The sequence below is a fragment of the Kitasatospora sp. GAS204B genome, from assembly GCF_029892155.1.
Lineage (GTDB): Bacteria > Actinomycetota > Actinomycetes > Streptomycetales > Streptomycetaceae > Kitasatospora.
This window is the reverse complement of record NZ_JARZAG010000008.1, coordinates 132,965-155,318: the sequence shown is the minus strand read 5'-3', so window position 1 is coordinate 155,318 and position 22,354 is coordinate 132,965. Positions and strand designations below refer to the sequence as shown.

Annotated in this window: 25 protein-coding genes, 1 tRNA gene and 1 riboswitch; of the genes, 11 read left to right on the top strand and 15 right to left on the bottom strand. The window is 71.8% G+C overall.

Annotated elements, in window-relative coordinates; genetic code table 11:
- Positions 1 to 122: 122 nt before the first annotated feature.
- A complete protein-coding gene (locus P3T41_RS13630; RefSeq protein ID WP_280690061.1) occupies positions 123 to 569 on the bottom strand; it encodes a nuclear transport factor 2 family protein in 447 nt (148 codons plus the stop codon).
- Between the two features lie 100 nt (positions 570 to 669).
- Between P3T41_RS13630 and P3T41_RS13625 the strand changes: the two genes are divergently transcribed.
- Positions 670 to 1,566: a LysR family transcriptional regulator gene (locus P3T41_RS13625; RefSeq protein ID WP_280690198.1), complete on the top strand. Its 897-nt coding sequence runs from the start codon at positions 670 to 672 to the stop codon at positions 1,564 to 1,566.
- Between the two features lie 38 nt (positions 1,567 to 1,604).
- Here the strand turns inward: P3T41_RS13625 and P3T41_RS13620 are convergent, their stop codons facing one another.
- The 3 genes from P3T41_RS13620 to P3T41_RS13610 all read right to left on the bottom strand — a co-directional run bounded on the left by P3T41_RS13620 (position 1,605) and on the right by P3T41_RS13610 (position 3,001).
- On the bottom strand, positions 1,605 to 1,808 hold the full coding sequence (locus P3T41_RS13620) for a hypothetical protein (RefSeq protein ID WP_280690060.1): 204 nt from the start codon (positions 1,806 to 1,808) through the stop codon (positions 1,605 to 1,607).
- A complete protein-coding gene (locus tag P3T41_RS13615; protein ID WP_280690059.1) occupies positions 1,805 to 2,212 on the bottom strand; it encodes a hypothetical protein in 408 nt (135 codons plus the stop codon). The genes P3T41_RS13620 and P3T41_RS13615 overlap by 4 nt, the downstream gene beginning before the upstream one ends.
- A gap of 429 nt (positions 2,213 to 2,641) precedes the next feature.
- Positions 2,642 to 3,001 carry a DUF805 domain-containing protein gene (locus P3T41_RS13610; RefSeq protein ID WP_280690058.1) on the bottom strand — a complete coding sequence of 120 codons (360 nt, stop codon included), beginning with the start codon at positions 2,999 to 3,001 and terminating at the stop codon, positions 2,642 to 2,644.
- A 299-nt stretch (positions 3,002 to 3,300) separates the two neighbouring features.
- On the opposite strand from P3T41_RS13610, the gene P3T41_RS13605 reads away from it, so the two are divergent.
- The gene (locus P3T41_RS13605; RefSeq protein WP_280690057.1) at positions 3,301 to 4,119 is read left to right on the top strand and encodes an aminoglycoside 3'-phosphotransferase; all 819 of its coding nucleotides are present in this window, start codon (positions 3,301 to 3,303) and stop codon (positions 4,117 to 4,119) included.
- A 106-nt stretch (positions 4,120 to 4,225) separates the two neighbouring features.
- Here P3T41_RS13605 and P3T41_RS13600 read toward each other — a convergent pair whose 3' ends face one another.
- The 3 genes from P3T41_RS13600 to P3T41_RS13590 form a co-directional block, all read right to left on the bottom strand.
- Positions 4,226 to 4,828, bottom strand: a complete 603-nt coding sequence (locus tag P3T41_RS13600; protein WP_280690056.1) for an acetate uptake transporter — start codon at positions 4,826 to 4,828, stop codon at positions 4,226 to 4,228.
- Between the two features lie 240 nt (positions 4,829 to 5,068).
- Positions 5,069 to 5,461: a GNAT family N-acetyltransferase gene (locus tag P3T41_RS13595; protein WP_280690055.1), complete on the bottom strand. Its 393-nt coding sequence runs from the start codon at positions 5,459 to 5,461 to the stop codon at positions 5,069 to 5,071.
- Between the two features lie 182 nt (positions 5,462 to 5,643).
- Complete coding sequence (locus tag P3T41_RS13590) at positions 5,644 to 6,588, bottom strand: serine/threonine dehydratase (protein WP_280690054.1); 945 nt, start codon at positions 6,586 to 6,588, stop codon at positions 5,644 to 5,646.
- A 250-nt stretch (positions 6,589 to 6,838) separates the two neighbouring features.
- Here P3T41_RS13590 and P3T41_RS13585 point away from each other — a divergent pair, with 250 nt between their 5' ends.
- The 3 genes from P3T41_RS13585 (at position 6,839) to P3T41_RS13575 (ending at position 9,132) form a co-directional block, all read left to right on the top strand.
- Positions 6,839 to 7,480, top strand: a complete 642-nt coding sequence (locus P3T41_RS13585; RefSeq protein ID WP_280690053.1) for a hypothetical protein — start codon at positions 6,839 to 6,841, stop codon at positions 7,478 to 7,480.
- 70 nt (positions 7,481 to 7,550) lie between these two features.
- A complete protein-coding gene (locus tag P3T41_RS13580; RefSeq protein ID WP_280690052.1) occupies positions 7,551 to 8,150 on the top strand; it encodes an isochorismatase family protein in 600 nt (199 codons plus the stop codon).
- Between the two features lie 55 nt (positions 8,151 to 8,205).
- Positions 8,206 to 9,132, top strand: coding sequence for an AraC family transcriptional regulator (locus P3T41_RS13575; protein WP_280690051.1), 927 nt, complete (start codon positions 8,206 to 8,208; stop codon positions 9,130 to 9,132).
- Between the two features lie 32 nt (positions 9,133 to 9,164).
- On the opposite strand, the gene P3T41_RS13570 is transcribed toward P3T41_RS13575, so the two are convergent.
- Positions 9,165 to 9,638, bottom strand: coding sequence for a carboxymuconolactone decarboxylase family protein (locus P3T41_RS13570; RefSeq protein ID WP_280690050.1), 474 nt, complete (start codon positions 9,636 to 9,638; stop codon positions 9,165 to 9,167).
- A 130-nt stretch (positions 9,639 to 9,768) separates the two neighbouring features.
- Positions 9,769 to 10,302: a DUF6817 domain-containing protein gene (locus tag P3T41_RS13565; protein WP_280690049.1), complete on the bottom strand. Its 534-nt coding sequence runs from the start codon at positions 10,300 to 10,302 to the stop codon at positions 9,769 to 9,771.
- Positions 10,303 to 10,527: 225 nt separating this feature from the next.
- On the opposite strand from P3T41_RS13565, the gene P3T41_RS13560 reads away from it, so the two are divergent.
- The 3 genes from P3T41_RS13560 (at position 10,528) to P3T41_RS13550 (ending at position 11,688) form a co-directional block, all read left to right on the top strand.
- On the top strand, positions 10,528 to 11,406 hold the full coding sequence (locus P3T41_RS13560) for a LysR family transcriptional regulator (protein WP_280690048.1): 879 nt from the start codon (positions 10,528 to 10,530) through the stop codon (positions 11,404 to 11,406).
- A gap of 9 nt (positions 11,407 to 11,415) precedes the next feature.
- Complete coding sequence (locus P3T41_RS13555) at positions 11,416 to 11,547, top strand: hypothetical protein (RefSeq protein ID WP_280690047.1); 132 nt, start codon at positions 11,416 to 11,418, stop codon at positions 11,545 to 11,547.
- A 70-nt stretch (positions 11,548 to 11,617) separates the two neighbouring features.
- Positions 11,618 to 11,688: transfer RNA gene (locus P3T41_RS13550), tRNA-Cys, on the top strand.
- Positions 11,689 to 11,721: 33 nt separating this feature from the next.
- Here P3T41_RS13550 and P3T41_RS13545 read toward each other — a convergent pair.
- The 3 genes from P3T41_RS13545 to P3T41_RS13535 form a co-directional block, all read right to left on the bottom strand.
- On the bottom strand, positions 11,722 to 12,912 hold the full coding sequence (locus P3T41_RS13545) for a winged helix DNA-binding domain-containing protein (RefSeq protein WP_280690046.1): 1,191 nt from the start codon (positions 12,910 to 12,912) through the stop codon (positions 11,722 to 11,724).
- Positions 12,913 to 12,937: 25 nt separating this feature from the next.
- A complete protein-coding gene (locus P3T41_RS13540; protein ID WP_280690045.1) occupies positions 12,938 to 14,140 on the bottom strand; it encodes a permease in 1,203 nt (400 codons plus the stop codon).
- 112 nt (positions 14,141 to 14,252) lie between these two features.
- Positions 14,253 to 15,590, bottom strand: a complete 1,338-nt coding sequence (locus tag P3T41_RS13535) for a hypothetical protein (protein WP_280690044.1) — start codon at positions 15,588 to 15,590, stop codon at positions 14,253 to 14,255.
- Positions 15,591 to 15,732: 142 nt separating this feature from the next.
- On the opposite strand from P3T41_RS13535, the gene P3T41_RS13530 reads away from it, so the two are divergent.
- A complete protein-coding gene (locus P3T41_RS13530) occupies positions 15,733 to 16,209 on the top strand; it encodes an ATP-binding protein (protein ID WP_280690043.1) in 477 nt (158 codons plus the stop codon).
- 43 nt (positions 16,210 to 16,252) lie between these two features.
- On the opposite strand, the gene P3T41_RS13525 is transcribed toward P3T41_RS13530, so the two are convergent.
- The gene (locus P3T41_RS13525; RefSeq protein WP_280690042.1) at positions 16,253 to 16,789 is read right to left on the bottom strand and encodes a helix-turn-helix domain-containing protein; all 537 of its coding nucleotides are present in this window, start codon (positions 16,787 to 16,789) and stop codon (positions 16,253 to 16,255) included.
- Between the two features lie 124 nt (positions 16,790 to 16,913).
- Between P3T41_RS13525 and P3T41_RS13520 the strand changes: the two genes are divergently transcribed.
- Positions 16,914 to 18,413, top strand: coding sequence for an MFS transporter (locus tag P3T41_RS13520; RefSeq protein ID WP_280690041.1), 1,500 nt, complete (start codon positions 16,914 to 16,916; stop codon positions 18,411 to 18,413).
- Positions 18,414 to 18,469: 56 nt separating this feature from the next.
- Here the strand turns inward: P3T41_RS13520 and P3T41_RS13515 are convergent, their stop codons facing one another.
- Together P3T41_RS13515 and P3T41_RS13510 are read right to left on the bottom strand one after the other, a co-directional pair.
- Positions 18,470 to 19,474: an NAD-dependent epimerase/dehydratase family protein gene (locus P3T41_RS13515; RefSeq protein ID WP_280690040.1), complete on the bottom strand. Its 1,005-nt coding sequence runs from the start codon at positions 19,472 to 19,474 to the stop codon at positions 18,470 to 18,472.
- A gap of 88 nt (positions 19,475 to 19,562) precedes the next feature.
- Positions 19,563 to 20,096, bottom strand: coding sequence for a DNA-binding protein (locus tag P3T41_RS13510; protein ID WP_280690039.1), 534 nt, complete (start codon positions 20,094 to 20,096; stop codon positions 19,563 to 19,565).
- A gap of 131 nt (positions 20,097 to 20,227) precedes the next feature.
- Positions 20,228 to 20,405: riboswitch (M-box (ykoK) riboswitch) on the top strand.
- A gap of 272 nt (positions 20,406 to 20,677) precedes the next feature.
- Here P3T41_RS13510 and P3T41_RS13505 point away from each other — a divergent pair.
- Complete coding sequence (locus P3T41_RS13505; protein WP_280690038.1) at positions 20,678 to 22,327, top strand: divalent metal cation transporter; 1,650 nt, start codon at positions 20,678 to 20,680, stop codon at positions 22,325 to 22,327.
- The last annotated feature ends 27 nt before the right edge of the window (positions 22,328 to 22,354 follow it).

The window sequence follows — 22,354 nt, the reverse complement described above, 5'->3', positions numbered from 1 at the left end:
CGAAGCTCTCGTCAGGTGACGTGTGCTCACCCCGTGGCTCGCCTGCCCCAGCACCGCCGTTCCCTGGGCCCGCACCGCCGCGCTCAACGAGGTGACCAGTGGCGTGACGGCCGGTCGCAGCGTCAGGCCAGAGACTCGGAGGTCGGCGCCGGCTGGTGGTTGTTCCACACGTATTCGTCCATCTGGTGCTGGTCGCCGGAGAGGTTGACCACCCGGTCCACCCTGCCCTCGGAGTTGAAGTGCCAGACCAGCGCCCACGTGGTGTCCACCTGCCCCACGCCCTCGGTGGACCAGCCGCGGTGGATGTCCACCACGTACTCCTCGTTGGCCTCCAGGAAGATCGGATCGGCCTGGAAGCCGGCCCGGCCCAGCTCGGTGAAGAAGGCGGCCACCTCCTCGATACCCCGCTTGGTGCCCGACAGCGGGTGGCGGCCCGGGATGGTCCACGCGACGTCGTCGGTCAGCACCTCCCGCATGCCCTCCAGGTCATGGGTGGCGTAGGCCGCGAAGAACTTGGTGATCGCGCCGATCTTCTTGCTCTTGTCGCTGATGTCACTCATGTCGCTCATGGGTCCGACTCCTCGTCGTCTCGCTCGTTCGCCTGCGAGAACAGCTTGCTGGCACCCCGTCAGTTCCGTCCAATAGCCGCTTCCATAACCTGACGGCATGATCGACGTCGACACTCGCCTGCTGCGCTCCTTCGCGACCGTCGCCGAGGAGGGGCAGCTGACCCGCGCGGCGGAGCGGCTGTTCATCTCCCAGCCGGCGCTGACCAAGCAGATCCGGCAACTGGAAGGCCAGCTGGGTGTCGAGCTGTTCACCCGGTCCCGGGCCGGGATGGCGCTCACCCCGGCGGGGAAGGCGCTTTCCGACCGTGTCCAGGGCGTGCTGGCGACCTGGGACGCCGCGCTGCGCGACACCCGGGCCGCCGTCAGCCGCGCCTCGCACGTGCTGCGGGTCGGCTTCGTGGCCAGCGCCGCGAACGAGGCCACGCCGGAGATCATCGGCGGCTTCGCCCGCCGTCGCCCGGGCTGGCGGGTCGAGTTGCGGCAGATCGACTGGTCCGACCCGACCGCCGGACTCGCCGACGGTCAGGTGGACGTGGCGCTGGTGCGGTTGCCGTTCCCCGGACAGGACACCCTGCGGGTGCGGGAGTTGCTCACCGAGCCGCGTTGGGTGGCGCTGTCCGCCGAGCACCCGCTGGCCGCGCTCGACGAGATCCCGTTCCGGCGGCTCTGGGACGAACCGTGCGTGGCCACCCCGCCCGAGTCGGGCTGGTGGCGCGACTACTGGCTGGCCACCGAGGAACGCGGCGGCCACCCGGTCAGGATCGGTGCGGTGGCTCGCAACCCTGACGAGTGGCTGGCCGCCATCGCGTACGGGCACGGCGTCAGCCTCACTCCGGAGTCCTCGGCCCGCTTCTATCCGCGGCCGGGAGTCGCCTACCGGCCGGTGAGCGGCGTCAGTCCGAGTTCGATGGGCGTCGCCTGGGCACCCGCGAGTGACCACGACGCGGTGGTGCGGGACTTCGTCGATGCCTGCGTGCGGGCGGCACCTCGCGGATGATCCGGCGCGCGCTGGGGTCTCGTGGCGCGCCGCCACCTCTAGAGTCGCTCCGCCGCCACGCGGATCGCGACAGCGAGACGGATGAGTTCGGCCGGGAGCAGCGGGCGCAGCTGAACCAGGACGGTGCCGTTCTCGGTCACCAGGAAGCCGCTGCCGAGCGGTTCGAGGTCGACCCCGAGCCCGGTGATCGCCTCGGTCAGCAGCGCGACCGACTCCGTCACCTGCTGGCGCACGTTGTTCACGACACAGCCCCGAAGCTGGTCGCGCCGCCGGCACCGTTCGCCCCGGACTGCCCGGCCGCCTGCCGGGTGGCCGGCGGTTTCTCCAGCCACTTGGGATCGGCCTCCCACTCGGGTCCGCCGCGTTCGGGCCGCAGGTAGACGATGCGGCCCACTTGGTCCATGAACACCCCGAGCCGCTGGTTGAGCGCGTCATAGACCAACTCGCCCCGCGAGCGCGGCTGGTACGTCAGCTCGGGTGGATGGGTGCCGACCGGCTGCACGGCCGGGTAGGCGAGGGTGAGGCGCTGGGCGGCCTCGGGGCGGCCGCCGCAGTCGGCGGGGCAGCGGCATTCGGGCATGCCCCGGTCGAAGAGGGAGTGGCCGCTGGCGATGGCGCCCTCCGCGTTCTTCTGATTATCTGTCATATCTGGCACTCCGGTGCTCGGTTGACTTCGAGAATCGCTCACCGCGAGGGCTTGGACTCCCAATGTTGCCGTTCTATCAACAAGCATCGGCAGGTCGCCCTACGATCGGTAGCGAATCCACGGGACAACCTGCGGCGTCGCCCGGAGAAGGTCGATCGAACTGGTGATCGGGGCCGCGCGCTCGGTGGCCCGTCCGGACCGCGGCGACCTCCGGGGCTCGGCCATCTCGGACGGTCGCCAGGATGTGAAATTCGTGTGAACTTCCAGGGGCTCCGGAGAAGCTCATGGGTAACACGGGGATTCAATTTCAACTCCGGCCACAACCGAATGCGTACCGAATGCGTAAGGGCCGGACGCGCCGCCTGGCGGCGCGTCCGGCCCTTACGTTTTCCGCGTCGAATTCCGGTCGCCCGGATGCCGCTCGGTCGGTCAGACCGTTGCGGCCGTGAGCTTCGGGTTCGGCCCGTACTGGTTCGCCTCCGGCTGGCCCGCGCCGGCCGTGAAGACGATCAGGACGATGGCGCCGATCAGCGGGATCACGCCGATGAGCACCCACCAGCCGGCACGGCCGGTGTCGTGCAGGCGCCGGAACAGCACCGCGAGGGTCGGCAGCAGCACCGCGAGCGTGTAGAGCCCGGAGATGACGCCGTTGGTGCCGGCCGCGGCGTCGACGATCTCGAGAATGATCGAGATGACGACGTTGATCAGGACGAACATCCAGTATTCCTGGCGGCGTGCCCGGCCGCTGAAACCGACGTAGTTCTTCAGTACTGCCAGGTACCAGTTCACTGCTACCGCTCTCCCGTTGTCAGTGCCATTGCTCGGGGCAGAACCTATGGCCTTGGTCAATGGATGGTCAATCGAAAATTCGCCCGCGATGCGCGACTGTGATGTCTCCTGGGCGGATTGACGGGATTTGGCCCGGCTCGCGATGATTTTCGCCTGGCCGCGCGGGCTGGTGACGCCACGCCAGGTTCGGCGGCGCCGGCTCGGATGGTCGCCGGTCCGTGGAGCCTCGTCGGCGCACCGGGCGACCGACGAAGCGTCACCACTTCCGTCACCCGGCCGGTGCCGGTGAAAATGGCCCGATGACAGCCACTCCCATGAAGGCCACGTCACCACAAGGCCCGGTCGCAGTGCCGCAGGTCGTCACCGACACCGCCGACGGGCGGCCGGTGCGGGCCGTCTGGCAGAACGAGCTCGGTGGCCTGACCTTCCAGCTCGGTGCGGGGGACGCACGGCAGTTCGTGAAGTGGACCCCGGTGGGCAGCGGGATCGACCTGTCGGCGGAAGTGGCGCGGCTGCGCTGGGCAGCGGCCTTCACCGTGGTGCCACGGGTGTTGGACGTGGGCTCGGACGCCACGGGAAGCTGGATCGTCACGGCGGGCCTCCGGGGTCGGATGGCGGTGGACGACCACTGGAAGCGCGACCCCGAGACCGCCGTGCGCGCGATCGGCGCCGGGCTGCGCGCGTTGCACGAGGAACTGCCCACCGCACCTTGCCCGTTCGACTGGTCGGCCGAGCGGCGGGTGGTGGCGGTGCGGGCCCGGGCCGCGGCGGGACGGATCGATCCGACGCGCTGGCATCCGGACCTCCGGCAGGTCGGCACCGTCGAACGGGCGCTCGGCCTGCTGGCCGATCCGCCGCCGGTCGACCGCCTGGTGGTCTGCCACGGCGATGCCTGCGCCCCCAACACCCTGATCGGCGATGACGGCACGTGCAGCGGGCACGTCGACCTCGGTGCGCTCGGTCTTGCCGACCGCTGGGCCGACCTGGCCGTCGCCACCTGGAGCACGCGGTGGAACTACGGTCCCGGGTGGGAGCAGCCGCTGCTGGACGCCTACGGGGTCGAGGCCGACCCGGCGCGGATCGCTTACTACCGGCTGCTCTGGGAGTTGTCGGACTGAGACCGACCGATGCCGCTCACCCGATGCTTCCGCAGACGTGCGCGGGCCCGTCGGATCGGCTGATCGATCGATCCGACGGGCCCGCGTGGTGCGGGGGCGGGAGCGGTCAGCGAGCCGGCCAGGTGGGCAGGATCTGGCGCTTGAACGTGTAGGCGGTGACGCCCGCGAAGGAGGCGTACCAGGCCACCACGGCGGTGACCAGGCCCAGCCAGCCGCCGATCTTGGTCGTGGTGTCGCTCGGGCCGAAGGCCCCGGCCGAGAGCACCGCGAAGGTGACGGTCAGCAGCACGAAGACGGCGAGCACGGCCAGGCTCACCCGCACCGCCGCGACCGCCATGTAGGCGGTGAAGATGGCCCAGGCGAGCAGGAAGAGGCCCAGCGCCTTGTGCAGGTCCGGGTTGGTGGCCAGAGCCGGCACGACGTCCTTGACCAGGAAGTAGTAGGCCAGCCAGAAGGCGCCGAAGGAACTGAACGCGGTGGCGCCGAAGGTGTTGCCCTTGCGGAACTCCCACATCCCCGCCAGCAGCTGCGCCAGGCCGCCGTAGACGAGGGCGAGCGGCAGCACCACTAGGCCGAGCTTCGCGTCCAGCAGGTTGGCGTTGAAGCAGCTGAGCACGAAGGTGGTCATGGCGAAGCCGGCCAGGCCGAGCGGCGCGGGGTCGGCGATCTCGGTGGCGGTGGTCGGCGGGGCGGACTGCTGTGTTGCCACGGGTGTCGTCCTTTCGGGGGAGTGGAATGACGACGCGACAGAACACATATGTTGACGTGAATAGCTGTCTTGAAACACCCATCGCACGGGGTTTTTGTGACGCCTGGTGAACTACGGCCATCCGGCTGGGGATGCTGGGGTCAATGGTGCGCATGTGACGTCTGATGAGATGATGAATCGCTCTTACGGAAGCCACTGTGCACAGCTATTCGAATGAAATTCGCCGTGCGAACGCTTGCGCTATACCAGGTTCTTGCGCATGAACACCCGGCTCGCCCCGGGCGGGTCGCAGGGCATCTCGCCGAACACCTCCCACCCGTGCCGCTGGTAGAACTCGGGTGCTTGGAAGGTGATGGTGTAGAGCACCGCACCGCGGCACCCGCGTCGCCGGCCCTCCTCCTCGGCCAGCCGCAGCACCTCGCTCCCGATCCCGCGCCCGCGCAGCTCGGCCGGCAGGTGGAAGAGGTCGACGAAGAGCAGCCCCAGCGAAGTTCGCCCGGTCAGGCCGCCGAGCACCGCTCCGGTCTGCGGATCCTTCACCAGGACGGCCAGCGGACGACGGTCGAACACGCCGGTCGCCTCGAGGTTGAACGTGTCCAGCGCGTTGGAGATCATCGCCAGGTCGTCCGCCATCAGGGCGTCGGTGACGACGATGCTGGGAGCGGAAGTCGCCAGGGGCGCGGAGGTTGACGAGGACGAAGAGGGCGAGGTTATCGAGTGATCGGTCACGCCCCGACTTTAGAGCGTCCGCATGGCGTGCCCCGCCCGGGCGTCCGAGGGCGATGTGCATCTCTCCCCCCGCAATTCGCGCCGACTTATCCCAGGGTGGCCGGGTCCGTGTTCGCCCCGCAGAGCACCACCGCGATGCGCTCGCCGGGGATCGGGCGGTAGGCGCCGCTGGTCAGGGCCGCGAGGGCGGTGGCGGCGGCGTGCTCGACGACCAGCCGGTGGTTCTCCCAGAGCTGCTGGCGGGCCGTCAGGATCTGATCCTCGCCGACCAGTACGGAGACGGTGTCCGCCCGCCTGGCCCAGTACAGGGCGGTCTGCGAAGCGCGGCGGGCGCCCAGCGAGTCGGCCGCGACCGAGTCCACCTCGACGTCGACCACCTCGCCCGCCTCGATCGCGGCGTTCAGCGCGCGACAGCGTTCCGGCTCGACGGCGACCACCCGCAGGCCGTGCCGCTCGGCCGCGATGGCGGTGCCCGCGAAGAGGCCGCCCCCGCCGACCGAGAGGATCACGGTGTCCAGGCCCGGTACGCAGGCGCGGATCTCCGGCAGCAGGGTGCCGGCCCCGGCGACCACGTACGGGTCGTCATAGGCGTGCGAGGCCAGCGCGCCGGTCTCCGCGCTGAACAGGCGGGCGGCCTCCTGGGCCTGGGCGTACTCGGTGCCGACCTGCCGCACCTCGGCGCCCAGGGCGCGCAGCCGGGCCACCTTGACCCGGGGTGCGGTGCGCGGCACGAAGACGGTGGCCGGCACCCCGTGTCGGGCGGCCGCCCAGGCGCAGGCCAGGCCCGCGTTGCCGCCGGAGGCGATCACCACGCCGGCCGCCGGCATCGCCCCGTCCGCCAGGTGCGCGGCGGCGAAGTTGGCGGCACCGCGGTCCTTGAAGGAGCCGCTGTGCTGCATGAAGTCCAGTGCGAGGTAGATCTCGGCGGAGGCGACCGGGCCCAGCTGCACCGGGATCACCGGCACCGGGCGGGTCACGCCGTCGATCCGCTCGGCGGCGGCTTTGACGTCGTCATAACTCAGTGCTGACACATTTGTTGAGTGTGGGGGACGGCGCGTACACGGTGCAATAGTCCTGCGCGAGCTGCGGCGTACGACGGCGTATCGGGGGGCGTAGGGCGGTGCGCCGGCGGTGTGTGGTGGCGTACCGACGGCCGGCGAGTGGCGTACCACGGCTCGAGATGCCGTGCCGGCCTGGGAGGTGGTGCCCTAGGCTGCCCGTCATGTTTTCGGTGCTTGCGGTCAGCTCATCAGACCAGAGACGGACGAGGGACGGTGCCCGGTGATCGACTGGGGCACCTTCTCGGCGCTGGCCACCGCAGGCGGAACGCTGGTCCTGGCCGCCGCCTCCTTCGCCTCGATCCGCTCGGCTGACCGGGCCGCGCAGTCGGCCGAGCGCGCGGTGCTGGCCTCGCTGCGGCCGTTGCTGATCAGCTCCCGGCTGGAGGCGCCGCGGCAGAAGCTGATCTGGCAGGACGGGCACCGGGCGCACCTGGCCGGCAGCGCGGGCTACCTGCGGATCGAGGGGGACAACCTGTACCTGGCGGCCTCGATCCGCAACGTCGGCCCGGGGCTCGGGGTGATCCACGGCTGGCGGTTCGCCCCGCCGGAGACCTACCAGGACGTGAAGCACCCGGACCCGGCCGACTTCCGCCGCCAGTCCCGTGACCTCTACGTCGCGCCCGGCGACACCAGCTTCTGGCACGCCGCGATCCGCGACCCCCTGGACCCGGACCACCAGGCGCTGGCCGGGCCGGTCAAGAACCGGGAGCGGGTCAACATCGACCTGCTCTACGGGGACTCGGAAGGCGGTCAGCGCACCATCAGCCGGCTCTCGGTGATCTCGGTCGCCACCGAGGAGGGGGACCGTTGGGTCTGCCAGGTGGTGCGGCACTGGAACGTGGACCGGCCCGACCCCCGCTGACCGGATCGTTCCGCGTCCGGTCCGGATCGGGCCTTCGCGAGACCCCCGGGCAGCCGCCACGATGGTGCCCATGGGAACCACATCGTCACGCACCGCGCTGATCGTCATCGACGTCCAGGAGTCCTTCCGCCGTCGCCCCGACTGGGCCGCCGTCTCCAACCCCGCCATCGTCGAGCAGGTCAACCGCCTGGTCGACGTCGCGCGGGCCAACGGCGACCTGGTGGTCTGGGTGCTGCACAGCGAGCCGGGCAGCGGCACGCCGTTCGACCCGGCCCTCGGGCACGTCCAGCTGATCGAGGGGCTGGAGCCGCGACCCGGCGAGCCGCTCCTGACCAAGACCTCGCACAACGCGTTCAGCACCACCAACCTGCAGCAATTGCTCACCCGGCACGGGGTGGGGGAACTGGTGGTCTGCGGCATCCGCACCGAGCAGTGCTGCGAGACCACCACCCGGCTCGGCGCCGACCTCGGCTACCGGATGGTCTTCGTCACCGACGCCACCGCCACCCACCCGATCGAGCACCGCGACGCCCCCGCCGGGCGCACCATGGCGGAGATCCTCGCCGACCCGACCACCCTCGGCACCGACGGGATCATCGCCCGCACCGAGTACGCGCTGGCCGGCCGGTTCGCCCGGATCGCGACCGTCGCGGAACTCGAAAAGGCCTGACCGGATCGTGCCCGCCGGGTCCCACCCGGCGGGCCGCCCGGCCTACGGTGTCCTCATGAGTCAGGTCGTCTTCCTCCTCGTCCCCCAACTGCACCTGCTGGACCTGGCCGGCCCCGCCCAGGTCTTCTCCGCGGCCGCCGACCTCGGCCACCCGTACCGGATCCGCTACGTCGGCGAGCAGAGCGCGATCCCGACCGCCCAGGGGGTCGAGCTGCGCGCGCAGACGCAGTGGCCCGAGCTGACGGCGGACGACCTGATCGTGGTCCCCGGCTGGCGCTCGCCCACGCTGCGCCGGCACGGCGCGCTCGGCCAGGCCACCCTCGACCGCCTGGCGGCCCACCACGCGGCGGGCGGCACGGTGGCGAGCGTCTGCGCGGGAGCCGACGCGCTCGGTCGGGCCGGGCTGCTCGACGGGCGGCGCTGCACCACGCACCACGACCTCCAGGAGGAGCTGGCCCGTCGCTACCCGCGCGCGACGGTGGTGCGTGACGTGCTGTACGTGGTGGAGGACCGGCTGATCACCTCGGCCGGCATCGCCAGCGGCATCGACCTCGCGCTGCACCTGATCGCCCTGCGCCACGGGCCCTACGACGCCGCGCGGGTGGCCCGCAAAATGGTGGTCTACGCCCGGCGCAACGGTGATGAGCAGCAGGCCAGCGCGATGCTCCGGCACCGGGCGCACGTCTGTGACGCGGTGCACCGCGCCCAGGACCTGATCGATGCCGGCTACACCGATCGCCTCGCGCTGACCGAGCTGGCCGCCGCCGTCGGCGTCAGCGAGCGGACCCTGACCAGGCGCTTCAGCAGCGCCACCGGCCTGACGCCGCTGCGCTACCAGCAGGAGCTACGGATCGAACGCGCCGAACACCTGATCGCCCGCGGCGCGACCACCGAAGCCGCCGCCCGGGCGGTCGGTTTCCAGGACGCCCGGATGCTGCGCCGCCTGCGCGCCCGCGAGGCGGCGGCTTCGGTGGTCGCCTGATGCGGTGGCCGCCCAGCGGCCCCGGGCGTTGGTCAGCCGAACTGGCCCACCTGGTAGTCGCCGGCGGGCTGCTGGACGATGACGTTCAGCCGGTTGTACGCATTGATGAGGGCGATCAGGCAGACCAGGGCGGCCAGTTGCTCCTCGTCGTAGTGCTCGGCGGCCTTCGCCCAGACCTCGTCACTGACGCCGCCGGCGGCGTCGGCGATGCGGGTGCCCTGTTCGGCCAGTTCCAGCGCCGCCCGCTCGGCCTCGGTGAAGACGGTGGCCTCCCGCCAGACCGCGACCAGGTTGAGGCGCTGCGCGGTCTCCCCGGCGTGCGCGGCGTCCTTGGTGTGCATGTCGAGGCACATCCCGCAGCCGTTGATCTGGCTGGCGCGGATCTTCACCAGCTCCTGCGTTGCGTGCGGCAGGGTCGAGTCCGTGACGACCTTGCCCGCCGAGTTGATGTACTTCGCGAAGTTGGGCGTGATGGAGCTGCCGTAGAAGTTGAGCCGGGCGTTCATGATGCTCTCCTTGCCGTGTCGATGCTTGCCCAGCTTTGACGGAGCAGACCGGCGAGATGTGACATCCGGACGGGCCGGGCGACTGTGACGCCCGTCTCATCCGGGGCGGCCCGCGACCGACGCGTCGGCCTCAGCCCAGCGCATCCCGGACCGCCCGGCGGGCCGGCTCGCTCAGCAACGGGTCGAGGGAGGTGAAGAGCCGCCCCAGCGCCGGCCCCCAGCGCTCCCGCAGCTCGGCGCTGTGCCGCAGCACGTCCAGCTCGTTGGCGACGGTCAGCTCGGCGAAGTCCTGGCGTCGCCGCTGGTCGGGGACGGACTCGAGCCCGCTGAAGCGATCGCGGATCAGCCCGTCGGCAACCGGGAGTTGACGGTACGACAGGGCACGGTCGCAGCTGCCGTAGTCGTACACCAGCTGCTCGGCCGCCGGGCCGATCACCTCCGAGAGCCGGCCCCGCGCGTTGAGCGGCAGCAGGGTGGTGGCGAAGCCGTCCGTTCCGTAGCAGGCGTGGCAGAGACCGGCCAGCCGCAGGTCGGGGCGGGCGCCCCAGGCGGTCAGCAGCAGCTGGACCCGCTCCAGGTGGGCGAGCAACGTGCCGCCAGGGTGGTCGAGTTCCGCCGCGCCCAGCGAACGCAGCAGCGCCACTGCCGCCTCGGCCCGTCCCATCCGGCTTCCCCCTGTCGCGTCTCGGGTCACCGGGTCGGCGCCTGTCCGCCAGGGTCGACGTCCGGCTCCCGGATCGCCGCCGCGTGCCCCCCTGGCTTCGGCGGACAGGTCGCCGCCCCGGTCGCTGACGATGCTTCTCCTCCCCGACACCCAAGTCAATCCTCAGGTTGTCTTCCACAGATCCAAGGGAAATCTTCGGTCTGGGCCTTGCTACGGTGCTGCTCCATGACCCTCGACGATCTCCGCGTCTTCGTCGCCGCCTGCGAGAGCGGCAACCTCAGCGCCGTCGCCCGCGAGCTCTCCCGTACCCAGTCGGCGATCAGCCAGCACGTGCGGCGGCTGGAGACCGAACTCGGCCTGGCCCTGCTGGAGCGGCGCCCGCGCGGGGTCGCGCCGACCCAGGCCGGGCAGATCCTGCATCGCGCGGCCGCCCAGGGGCTGGGCCAGCTCGATCTGGCGCTGCGTCAGCTGCACGACCTGCGCGACGGGGACCGCGGCACGGTGCGGATCACCACCGGCGCCACCACGATGCGCCACTTCATGACCGCCGCCGTCGCCCACTTTCGGCGCGAACACCCGGACGTCAACCTGGAGTTCCGCACCGAGACGTCCAGCCGCAGCTGCTTCGACGCGCTCGCGGCGGGGGAGGCCGACCTGGCCTGGGTGACCATCGGCGCACCCGCGCGCGGGATCGAACAGCGGCCGGTGATCGAGCTGCCCTGGGTGCTCGCGGTGCGCATCGACGACCCGTTGGCGCAGCGCACGCTGATCGAGCCGGGCGAGCTGACCGCGATCCGCCCGATCCGGCTGCCGGAGAACTCCGTCGCCCGGGCCCGGCTGGACGGCCAGCTCGGCCACGTCCAGGGCGCCACCACCAGCGTTGCCGACTGGGACACGGCGGTGCTGCTGGCCGAACTCGGCCTCGGTCACGCCGTGGTCCCCGCGCTGCCCGGCTGGCGGGCCCCCGGCCACCCGGAGCTGCGGCTGATCCCGATCCCCGCCCTGCCACCCCTCCCGGTCGGCTGGGCGGTCCGCCAGTGGGACGCCTTGCCGTCGCCGGCCCGGGAGTTCGCCGACTCCGTGGCGACCCACGCGGCCGGGTGAGCGACCGTCGTGTCGGGCGGAGCGGACCGGCGCGCCGACGAGTTGGGCAGCTCGGCCGGCCGCGCGCTGGTGACCCGGGCCCGGGCGGCGCTGCGGGCCGTCCGGGCTAACGGGGAGGGCGACGTACCGCCGAGCGGGTGAGGAGCGCGGGAGGCGGTTTGGCGTCCGGGCCGGTTGCCGGTCAGGATCCTTGCCGAGCAGCAGATCGCCGGGTGGAGTGGCCGAGTGGCGAGGCAGCGGCCCGCAATGCCGCGTACATAGGTTCGAGTCCTATCTCCACCTCCTCAGCCCGTTCGTCGGCCCGTCCCGGTTGCCTCAACCCGTCAACTCCCGCTCCAGCGGCGTCCGAAAGCGCGGGGTGACCCGGACCTCGCCGAGCCAGCCGGCCAGCCGCTCGGCCTCGGCGGCGATCGCCCGCTCGGCCGTCCTCGCCTCCGACCCGCCGATCCCGGCGAGCAGCCGCCAGACCAGCTCGCCGTCCGACCGCTGGGCCCAACCGCCCACCACCCGGCCGTTCCACCACACCGTCGGGCCCGCGTTGCCGGTCCGGTCGAAGAGCGCGGGCACCAACTCCGGCTCCAGGTACCAGTCGCGGCCGCGCCAACCCAGTACCGTCGGGTCCAGCGCGGGCAGCAGCGCGGCCCACGGCTCGCCGGTCGACCCGGACTCCGGCTCCTCGTCGCCCGGCAGCACCAGTCCGGGGCCGCCGGCCAGTTGGACCTGCACCGCGCCGACGTCGGCCAGCGCCTTCCGGGTGTCGCCGAGCGTCCAGCCGGTCCACCACTTGACGTCCTCGACGGTGGCCGGACCGTAGCGGGCCAGCCAGCGGCGCACCACCTCCGCCTTGGCCTCCCGGACCGGGACGTCGGGCCACTGCGGGACCAGCGCCCACGGGTAGCTGCTGCTCACCCAGGAACCGCGCGGCCGGCAGCGCCGCACGTGCCCGTCCGAGGCCAGCAGCCGCAGCAGCCGGCTGCCCACGCTCTGCCGCGCCTCGTACGGCTTGCCCGGCGCCATCAGGATCGTCTCGCTCAACGCCGGGACGTCGACGGCCAGTTCCGCGGTGGTGGCCGCACCGCGGGCGGCCAGTGCGGCGAGCACGGCGCGCTCGGTCGCGGCCAGCCGCGCCTCGTCCCAGCCGTCCGCGCCCTCGCGCAGGTGCTTGACCAGGGTGGCCCGCTCCTTGACCGCGATGGCCCGCGCGCTCGAGGAACTGACGTACGGGGCGCAGTCCTCGGTGACGGCGAAGATGGTGCGCCGCATGGAGAGCAGCTTCACCAGCGTCACCTCCTCGTACAGGGCCCGGTCGACCGCGGCGGCGCTCGGCTCGGTGAGGCGGGTGCAGGCCGAGAGGTAGACGGTCGCCGCGTCCGTGGCGTGCAGGCCCACCACGGCATCGGCCACCTGCTCGACGGTGGCGGCCCGGTGGGCGGGGGCCAGCAGCTGCCGGTGGGCCAGGCGGGCTCGGCGCTCTTCGTCGCCGAGGAACGGGGATCGGCTGGTCATGGCTCGAGCGTAGTCCGGGCCGGAGTCAGGCGTCGTGATCCTGGTGATCGTGGTCCCGATGGTCGTGGTCCCGACGGTCGTGGCCGCGGTGGGCCGCCTGCGGTGCCCCGCCCATCATCCGCAGCATCGCCAGGCCGCCGGTGCGCAGGAACCGCACCAGCAGCGTGGCCGCCAGCAGCAGGAAGGCGATGTTCAGACAGCTGGTGTAGTTCCAACTGATCCCCTCCATCGGGATCTTCGCGTCCCGCTGGTCCGGGATCAGCCCCAGCCCGCCGAAGACGAACTCCACCAGGTAGCCCGCCGCCACCATCGCCGCGTAGCTGGTCGCGAGCAGGAAGGCGGCCATCCGGGCGCCGTAGTACTTCCGGTAGATGTTCAGGATCGGCAGGATGATCAGGTCCGCGAAGATGAACGCGACCACGCCGCCGAAGCTGATCCCGCCCTGCCACAGCACCACCGCCAGCGGCACGTTGCCGATCGAGCAGACGAAGGAGAGCATCGCCACCAGCGGTCCGATCAGCGGTCCCCACAGCTTGCTCGCCAGCGGGTGTCCGGCGAAGAAGAACGCGTGCCAGAAGCTGTCCGGCACCCAGGCGGCGATGGCGCCGGCGATGAGCAGCCCGATCACCAGGTCCCTGATGATCGCCGCCCACTCCATCACGAAGACGTGCGAGGTCGCGGTGAATCCGGCGGGGGAGAGCAGCCGGCGGGTGAAGGGGCCGTCGCCCGGCACCGACATGTCCATCGCGGCGTGCCCCTCCATCGAGCCGGGCACGCCGCGCTCCGCCTGCGCGCGAGCCGTGCTCAGCAGCCGGTCGCGCAGGAAGAATCGGAAGAGCAGCGCGAGCACCACGATCATGATCGGACCGCCGACGAACTCCGCCGCCGTGAACTGCCAGCCCATCAGCAGGGCCAGGATCACGCCGAGTTCGATCACCAGATTGGTGGACGCGATCTCGAAGGCCATCGCGGAGGTGAAGTCGGCGCCCTTGCGGAACAGCGACCGGGCCAGCGCCACCGCCGCGTAGGAGCAGGACGAGGAGGCGGCGCCCAGTGCCGAGGCGACGGCCAGGGTGCGCGGCCGGTGGTCGCCGAGCAGCCGGATGATGGTGGACTTGCGGACCACCGCCTGAACCACCGCGGAGAGCGCGAAGCCCAGGATCAGAGCCCAGGTGATCTCCCAGGTCATCGAGCCGGTGATGGACAGGGCGTGCCGGATCGCGTCCATGGGTCTCAGCCTATACCCCTGGAGGGTATCTGCTCAGGGCGCGCGGCCCCCGGCGTGTCCTCCGTCCTCCGTCCTCCGCGCCCCTTGTCGCACCACGCTGTTCGGTGACCCGCTAAACGGCGGCCTTCTGGCCCGCCACCACCCGCACCCGTTCGCCGAGCCGCCGCACCGCGCGGCTGCCCGGATGGGCGGTGACGCTCTGCCGCAGCACGTCGAAATGCTCGTCCCCGCGCGCGGTGGCCAGCGTGGTGTAGTCGTCGAGGAACTCGCCCCAGGTCACGCACGCGGCCTCGACATGGCCCAGCTCCCACTGCCGCGCCGCCAGCACCCCGTTCGCGTGCAGCCGCCCCTGCCGCTCGTTCGCCGGGCGCACCCGGTTGGACTGCCGCATCGCCTGGATCGAGCCCGGCAGGTCACCGAGCGCGTACAGCACGCTGCTGACGTGGAAGTGGTACGCCGACCAGTCGTACCCGCCCACCGCGTCGTTGCGCCCGTCGGCCTTGGCCAGCGCCGCCTCGGTCTGGCCCAGCCTGGTGAAGGCCAGCCGCTGGTCACGCACCATGGCGGCGCCGTGCGCCTGCTGGCCGCGCAGGAACGCGGTCAGTCGCGGGCCGGCGGCCGGCGCGCACTCGGCGGCGGCGTCCGCGTACTGCAGCGCGCGCGGCCCATAGCCGAGGTTGGCCGCCTGCAGCGACATGCCCCGCAGCGTTCGGCAGTACGTGACGTGGTCCTGGCCGTCCTGAGCCAGCGTCAGGGCCTCGGTGAAGTACTGCTGGCCCAGGCCGTGCGCCCGTTCGTACATCGCCATCCAGCCGGTCAGGTAGACCAGGTCGGAGGCGGCGGCCAGCATCGACTTCTTCACCCGTGGCGTGCCGTCGGCCTGCAGCCAGGGCATCACGGTGTTCGCCAGGAACGCGGCGCTCATCGGGCGCGCGTGGCCGCCGCCCAGCTCGTCGAGGATCCCCGCGATCCGCTCCGTCATCGCCCGGACCGTCTCCACCTCGCTCTCGCCGATCCGCACGGTGCGCCCCGCCCGCACCTCGTGGTTGGCGTTGTCCAGCCGCTGGGCCAGCTCGGTGTAGCCGGGCACCAGCATCGCGGCCGAGTAGAGCCCGGCGGTCAGCATGCTCCGGCGCGACGGGTCCATGTCGCTGCGCACCAGGTCGGCCAGGTCGGCCCCGGGAGTGCTGCCGGCCGGGGCCGGCCCGAAGCCCGCCTCCTGCGAGGTGACCGGGCGGCCCAGCCGACGGGCGAACGCCTCCGCCACCACCGGTCGGACGGTCGGCTTGGGACGGACGCCTTTCAGCCAGTGCGAGACCGCAGAGTGATCGTATGTCAGCTCCAGACCGGCGCTGCGGCCGATCCGGTTCACCGCGCGGGCCAGCTGGTCGTTGCCCCAGCGGGCCTCGGCCAGCAGGGCGGCCAGCTGTCTGTTCGGCGTGCGAGTCATAGCTCCCCCTTGCTTGATTCACGTCGTTCACGGCTCAGCCCAGCATGGACCGTTCTCTTCTCGGGCGTAAGTCGGTTGACTGTGCATCAGCCGCTCGGGGACGGCGGATCATGGTTCAGCCGCTCCCTGGATCGTCGAGGAGATGCCCTACATGGAGCGCGAGTACCGTCCCCTGTCGAATGAATTCCAGGTCACCGCTGATGCCAACGCCGTTCGGCGGGCTCGTGACCGGATCGTTGCCGTGGCCGCGGGTTGGGGGGTTCCGCTCGCCCCGGAGGCACGGGGGGACCTGCGGCTGTGCGCCAGCGAGGTGGTCACCAATGCGCTGGAGCACGGCGGCGGGGAGTGCCGGGTCACGGTGCGGTGGACCGGTCGGCAGCTACTGGTGGAAGTGGCCGACCGGTCCAGGCGCACGCCGTTGGTGCTGTGCCCCGCGGACGACGTGAGCTCCGGGCGTGGCCTGGCGCTGGTCCAGGCGCTGGCGGACAGCTGGGGGTGGGAGCCGAACGACCGGGGCAAGGTGGTCCGCTTCGCCTTCGCCGCCGAGCCGGCGCAGGCGCCGCCGCAGACGCGGCCGCTCGACCGCAGCTGCGCACCGCTGGTGGCGCGGTCGTCCTGAGGCCTGCTCGGCGTGGGGCGGCGCCCAGCGCATGGGGCTGGGCTCAGTGCTGACCTTCCGTCAGTACGGGAGTGAGCAGCGCCCGGGGCCGGGCCAGGGCCAGGGTGACCGGGTCGGTGCGCGGACTGCGACGGTCGCCGGGAGCCGGCCGCATGACGACGTGGGCCGGCGCGACCGCCACCCCGCACGGGACGCAGATGCCGACCGGGCTGATCCGGTTGCCGCACGCGTCGTGGGTGAAGACGGTGTGCGAGGCGTGCTCGGCGGCGTGCCGTTCGCCCCAGCGGGCCAACGCGTGTACCGGCAGCCAGAGTTCGAGGCCGGCCTCGGTCAGCAGGTACTCGTAGCGCACCGGGCCGTCCTGGTAGGGCTCCTTGCGCAGCACCCCCGCCTCGACCAGGGCCCGCAGCCGGGCGGTGAGGACCGCGCGCGGAATGTCCAGGTGGACCAGGAAGTCGTTGAACCGGCGCACCCCGTAGAAGGCGTCGCGCACGATGAGCAGGCTCCAGCGCTCGCCGACCACCTCCAGGGCACGGGCGAGCGAGCAGTCCTGTTGGGCGTAGTCCGTTCCGAGCGCCATGGGAGCCAGTGTACTCGGGTCGGTTCATTGAACAGACCGATGGTGTAGCGTGATGAACGAGTCAGTTCATTCACCAGACTCGCTTGCCCGAGTGAGTTCATTCACCAGACTGAGGTGGTCGTCGATGGCCCAGGACAGTGCACGCCCCGACCTGTTGTCGACACCCGACCCGGTGCCCCCGCTGCCCCCGTTACTCCCGTCGGCCGCGCGGCCCGGCCCGCGCCCGGCCCTGCTCACCGCCTGCTACGGCACCTTCCTGGTGCTGATCGCCTACACCCTGCCGACCACCACGCTCGCACCCACCGCCAGCGCCCTGCACGCGGGGCCCGCCGCGCAGACCTGGATCCTCACCGGCGCGCTGCTCGGCCTCACCGCACTGCTGCTGATCATGGGCGGAGTCGCCGACGACCACGGCCGCAAGCGGGTGTTCACCGCGGGCGCGCTGCTGCTCGCGGCCTCCGCCGCGCTGTCCGCGCTCGCCCCCGACACCACCGTCTTCGTGATCGCCCGGGTGCTCCAGGGCGGTGCCTCGGCCGCGCTGCTCGCGCCCAGCCTCGGCCTGGTCAGCCAGGCCTACCCAGCCGGCCCCGCGCGGGTGCGGGCCCTCGGCGGCTGGGGCGCGGCGGTCGGGCTCGGCATCGCGGTGGGTCCCGTCTACGCCGCGCTGCTCGCCGAACTCGCCGGCTGGCGCGCCGTCTACGCGGTGCTGGCCGCACTCGCACTGCTGCTCGCCGGGCTCGCGGCCCGGCACCTCACCGAGTCCCGCAGCGACCGGCCGCGCCGCCTGGACCCGCTCGGCGCCCTCACCCTGTCGGTCGGCACCGCCGCGCTGATCGCCGGTCTGGCCGAGGGACGCACCGGCTGGCTGCGGCCGGCCCCGGTGACGCTGCTGGCCCTCGGGGTGCTGGCGCTGGGCGCGTTCGCGCTGGTGGAGTCCCGGGTGGCCGAGCCGATGCTGGACCTCGCGCTCTTCCGCGACGCCCGCTTCGTCGCCGCCGGGACGGGTGCGCTCTTCACCGGCCTGTCCATCGTCGGCCTGATGAGCTGCCTGCCCAGCGTGCTGGAACGCGCCCTCGGCGAGAGCCCGTTGGTGGCCGGGCTGGTGCTGGCGATCTGGTCCGGCCTGTCGGTGGTCGCCGCCCTGCAGTCGCGTCGACTGGCCGACCGGCTCGCCCCGGTCACCCAGCTGGCTGCCGCCCTGCTGGCCTGCGCCGTCGGCGAGGCCGCTCTCTACGGGCTCACGCCCGCCGCCGGTTGGCCCCGGCTGGTCCCCGGCCTGGTGGTGGCCGGTCTGGGCAGCGGAGTGCTCAACGCGGCGCTGGCCCGGCTCGCCGTCAGCAGCGTGCCGGGCCATCGCGCCGCCATGGGATCCGGCGCCAACAACACCGCCCGCTACCTGGGTTCCGCCCTCGGCGTCGCCCTGTCCCTGGCGCTGATCGGCTCCGCCCGCTCGCCCGCGGGTCCCGCCGCCGCAGCGGCCGCGGGCGCCGACCGGGCGATCGTGGTCGCGGTCGCCCTGTGCCTGCTCGGCGCCGCGGTCGCCCTCTGGGCCCGCGCGGCGGCCCGTGCGGCGGCACGCTCAGGGGCCTGTTCGGGGGCTCGCGAGGGGGCTCAGCGCCGGTAGCGGTGCCCGCTGTTGCGCTCCCGCGCGGCCGGCTGCGCCCCCCGCCACCCGTCCGCTCACGGCTGCCCGAGCAACTCCCGTTCCAGCTCGGCGCTGATCCCGCTCGCCGAGTGGCCGGTCCCGCTCGGCACGCCGCCGGGCAGCTCCCGCTGCCACGCCCAGGTGTCCGCGACCGTCTCGCTCAGCGGGCGGCAGCGCAACCCGGCAGCGAGCGCCTTGCCGACGTTGCCGCGGTGCATGGTGGCGTGCAACTCGCCCGGCGGGATCCAGATCGGCAGCTGGGTCCAGGGCTCGACGCCGGCCGCCAGCAGCACCTCCGGGTCGGTCCAGCGCAGCTCGGCCGTGGACCCGGTGGCGGCGACGCAGGTCTCCAGCAGGTCGCCCATGGTTGTCCGATCGGGCGGGCAGACCAGGTTGAACACGCCGCCCAGGCCGCGCTCGGCCGCGTCCAGGCTCCAGCCGGCGAGGTCGCGCGCATCGATGTACTGGATGGTCAGCTCGCGTGGTCCGGGCGCCAGGACCGGACCGCCACGGGCGATCCGGTTCAGCCACCAGGGCAGGCGCCCGACGTTCTCGCCGGGGCCGAGCACCAGTCCGGCGCGCACCAGCAGCGCACGCTCCCCGAACGACGCCAGCGCGGCCAGCTCGCCGCCGCGCTTGAGTCGCGCGTAGTCGCCCTCCGGGTCGTCCGGATCGCCGTCCACCACCGGGCACCGCTCGTCCAGGTCGACCCCGGTGGGGTAGCCGTAGACGGAGCGGCTGGACACGTAGACGTAGTGGCCGGCCCGCCCCGCCAGCAGCCGCGCGGCGTCCCGGACGGCGGTGGGGGCGAACCGCCAGGTGTCCACCACCAGGTCCCACCCGCCCTCGGGCGAGGCGGCCGCCGCCGCCAACTCGGCCAGGCCGTCCTCGGTGGTCCGGTCGCCGCGCAGCGCCCGGACGCCCGGCGGCGGCGCGTGGTGGCCGCGGTGGAAGACAGTCACCTCCCAACCACGCGACAGGGCCGCCTCGGTGAAGGCCCGCCCGACGAACTCGGTACCACCCAGGATCAGGAGTCTCATGCCGACTGACTCTGCCGCCCGAGGACGGCGGCGGGAAGAGCGGCAAGCTCTCAGCGGAATCGCCGAGAGCGGACAGACCGCCGCCGCTTCACCGACCTGACGCAGCGGCCGCGTCCGCAGCAGCCGTGTCCGCGGCACCAGCATCCGCAGCACCGGCACCGGCACCGGCATCCGCAGCAGCCGCCGACCGGCCGGCCAGCCGCTCGTACCGCTGCCGGGCCGCCTGCGGAGTGCCGAGGCCCAGGCCGAACGCCACCTCCTGCCAGGTGAGTCCGCGCCCGCGCGCCATTCCGAGCAGTCCGGCTTCCAGGTCGTCCATCTCGGCCCGGGCTCGTGGCACCAGACTGAGCGCGGCCAGGATGTCGCTGCGGTCCACCTCCGGCTCGCCCTCCTCGGGCAGCGCGGCGCCGCTCAGCAGGAAGGTGACCAAGCGGATCGCCTCGTGCGGCGCGAGGACCATCGGGTGCACCTGGCGCCGGCGCTGCTCGTCGGTGGCGGCGTGCCGCTCGGCTATCCGGAAGAGCGAGGCGTACTCGCGCTGCACCCGCGCCTGGTCGGGATCGGGCACCGCGAACGGATCGACTGAATCGGTCGGGTCGTTTGGGCTGTTGGCTGATGACATGCCATCACCCTCACCACACTGCAGCTCGTTGTCAACGGTTCCTTGTGAACAATCTGTTCATCAGTCAAAGTTTGGTAATCGCTTGCCGCTCGATGCAACCACGGGTCTATGCTGGTGAGCGTTCAATGAAGAAGGCACCTCGTTCGGTGAGGCGTCTTCACGGACACAGGCCACTGATCCCAACCGTCGAGAGACGCTCCGGATCAGGACAGATCTTCCCGACCTAAGGGTTGATCCCAAGTGGCTTCCGGCTCAGCCGAGTCGGATCACGCCGTGAAGTGCCAAAGCTCTGACGAGTTGGGGTGAGCCGGCCCTCGGGGACGGCGAGCTCCTTGCCGTGTCGTCATGCGTAGCGGATCCGTCGCGCGCACCGGCCGGGGGGAGGCGAGAGACAGACTCATGGATTGCAGTAGTCCGGGCCATAGTTGCCCCTACTCCCGCTTGTCCTCGTACTTCTTCGGCTCGCGGTAACCACCTCGGCAAGGCTCACTCGCGCCTGCGCACGCTCCACCTGCTCCGAGGGCTGCTGCCGCGTGCCTCCGAACTCCCCCTGAATCCGTGGGGGCTGAGGGAGGTTCATCATGACCACCAACGCGACTCTCGACTCGAAGGTTCCCGCCGCGCGTGCCGCGGTGCTGGATGACGCGCACCTGGGTGACATCAAGGGTGCGCTGGGCACGATCCGGCTGGATGACACGGCCGAGCGCAAGGGCCTGTCCGCGAAGCTGAAGACGCTGCTGGCGATCGTGGGCCCGGGCCTGATCGTGATGGTCGGCGACAACGACGCCGGCGCGTTCTCCACGTACGGGCAGGCCGGGCAGAACTACGGCACGCATCTGCTGTGGACGCTGTTGCTGCTGGTTCCGGTGCTGTACGTCAACCAGGAGATGGTGCTGCGCCTGGGTGCGGTGACCGGTGTGGGGCACGCCCGGTTGATCCTGGAGCGGTTCGGGAAGTTCTGGGGCGCGTTCAGTGTGATCGACCTGTTCCTGCTGAACGGGTTGACGTTGGTGACAGAGTTCATCGGGGTGACGCTGGCGGCCGGCTACCTGGGCCTGCCGAAGGTCGCCTCGGTGGTGCTGGCCGCCGCGATCATCATCGCCTCGGCCTTCACCGGCTCGTTCCGCCGTTTCGAGCGGATCGCGGTGGCGCTGTGCGCGGGTTCGCTGCTGCTGGTGCCGATCTACTTCATGGTCCACCCGAGGACCTCGCAGATGGCGCACGACTTCGTGGTGCCGAACATGCCGGGCGGCACGGGCCAGTTGGCGACCGTGATGCTGCTGATCATCTCCATCGTGGGCACCACCGTCGCGCCGTGGCAGCTGTTCTTCCAGCAGTCGTACGTGATCGACAAGCGGATCACGCCGCGGTTCATGAAGTACGAGAAGGCCGACCTGTGGATCGGCATCGTGATCGTCGTGGTCGGCGCGGCCGCGATGATGGGTTTCACCGCCGCCGCGTTCGCCGGCACCGACGGGGTGGGGCAGTTCTCGGACGCGGGCGCGGTGGCCAGGGGCCTGGCGGAGCACTCCGGCAAGCTGGTCGGCGTGCTCTTCGCGATCGCGCTGCTGGACGCCTCGATCATCGGCGCGTTCGCCGTCTCGCTCTCCACCGCGTACGCGATCGGTGACGTCTTCGGCATGAAGCACTCGCTGCACCGTGGGGTCGCCGGCGCCAAGGGCTTCTACGCCGTCTACGCGGCGCTGGTCTGCGTGGCGGCGGCGATCGTGCTGGTCGCCAGTGACCACACGCTGGGGTTGTTGACGCAGGGTGTGCAGGTGCTGGCCGGGGTGCTGCTGCCGTCGGCCTCCGTCTTCCTGCTGCTGCTGTGCAACGACAAGCAGGTGCTGGGGCCGTGGTCGAACGGGCCGAAGGTCAACGCGTTCACCTCCGCGGTGGTGGGGGTGCTGGTGACGCTGTCGGTGATCCTGACCGCCTCGGTGCTGTTCCCGAACATCTCCTCCGGGGCGATCCTGGACATCATGGCCGGCTGCGGCGTGCTGGGGGTGCTGGCCGCCGGCTTCGCCTTCACGCGCAAGCGCACCGCCACCGCCGAGGACCCCATCGACCGCACCGGACGCGACAACTGGCGGATGCCCCCACTGGCGACCCTCACCCGCCCGGTGATGTCCACCGGCCGCAAGATCGGCATGGGCGCGCTGCGCACGTACCTGCTGATCGCGATGGTCCTGGTCGTCATCAAGCTCGTCCAGACCGCCCTCGGCCACTGAACCACCGCCTGGGGATGTGATCGGCTG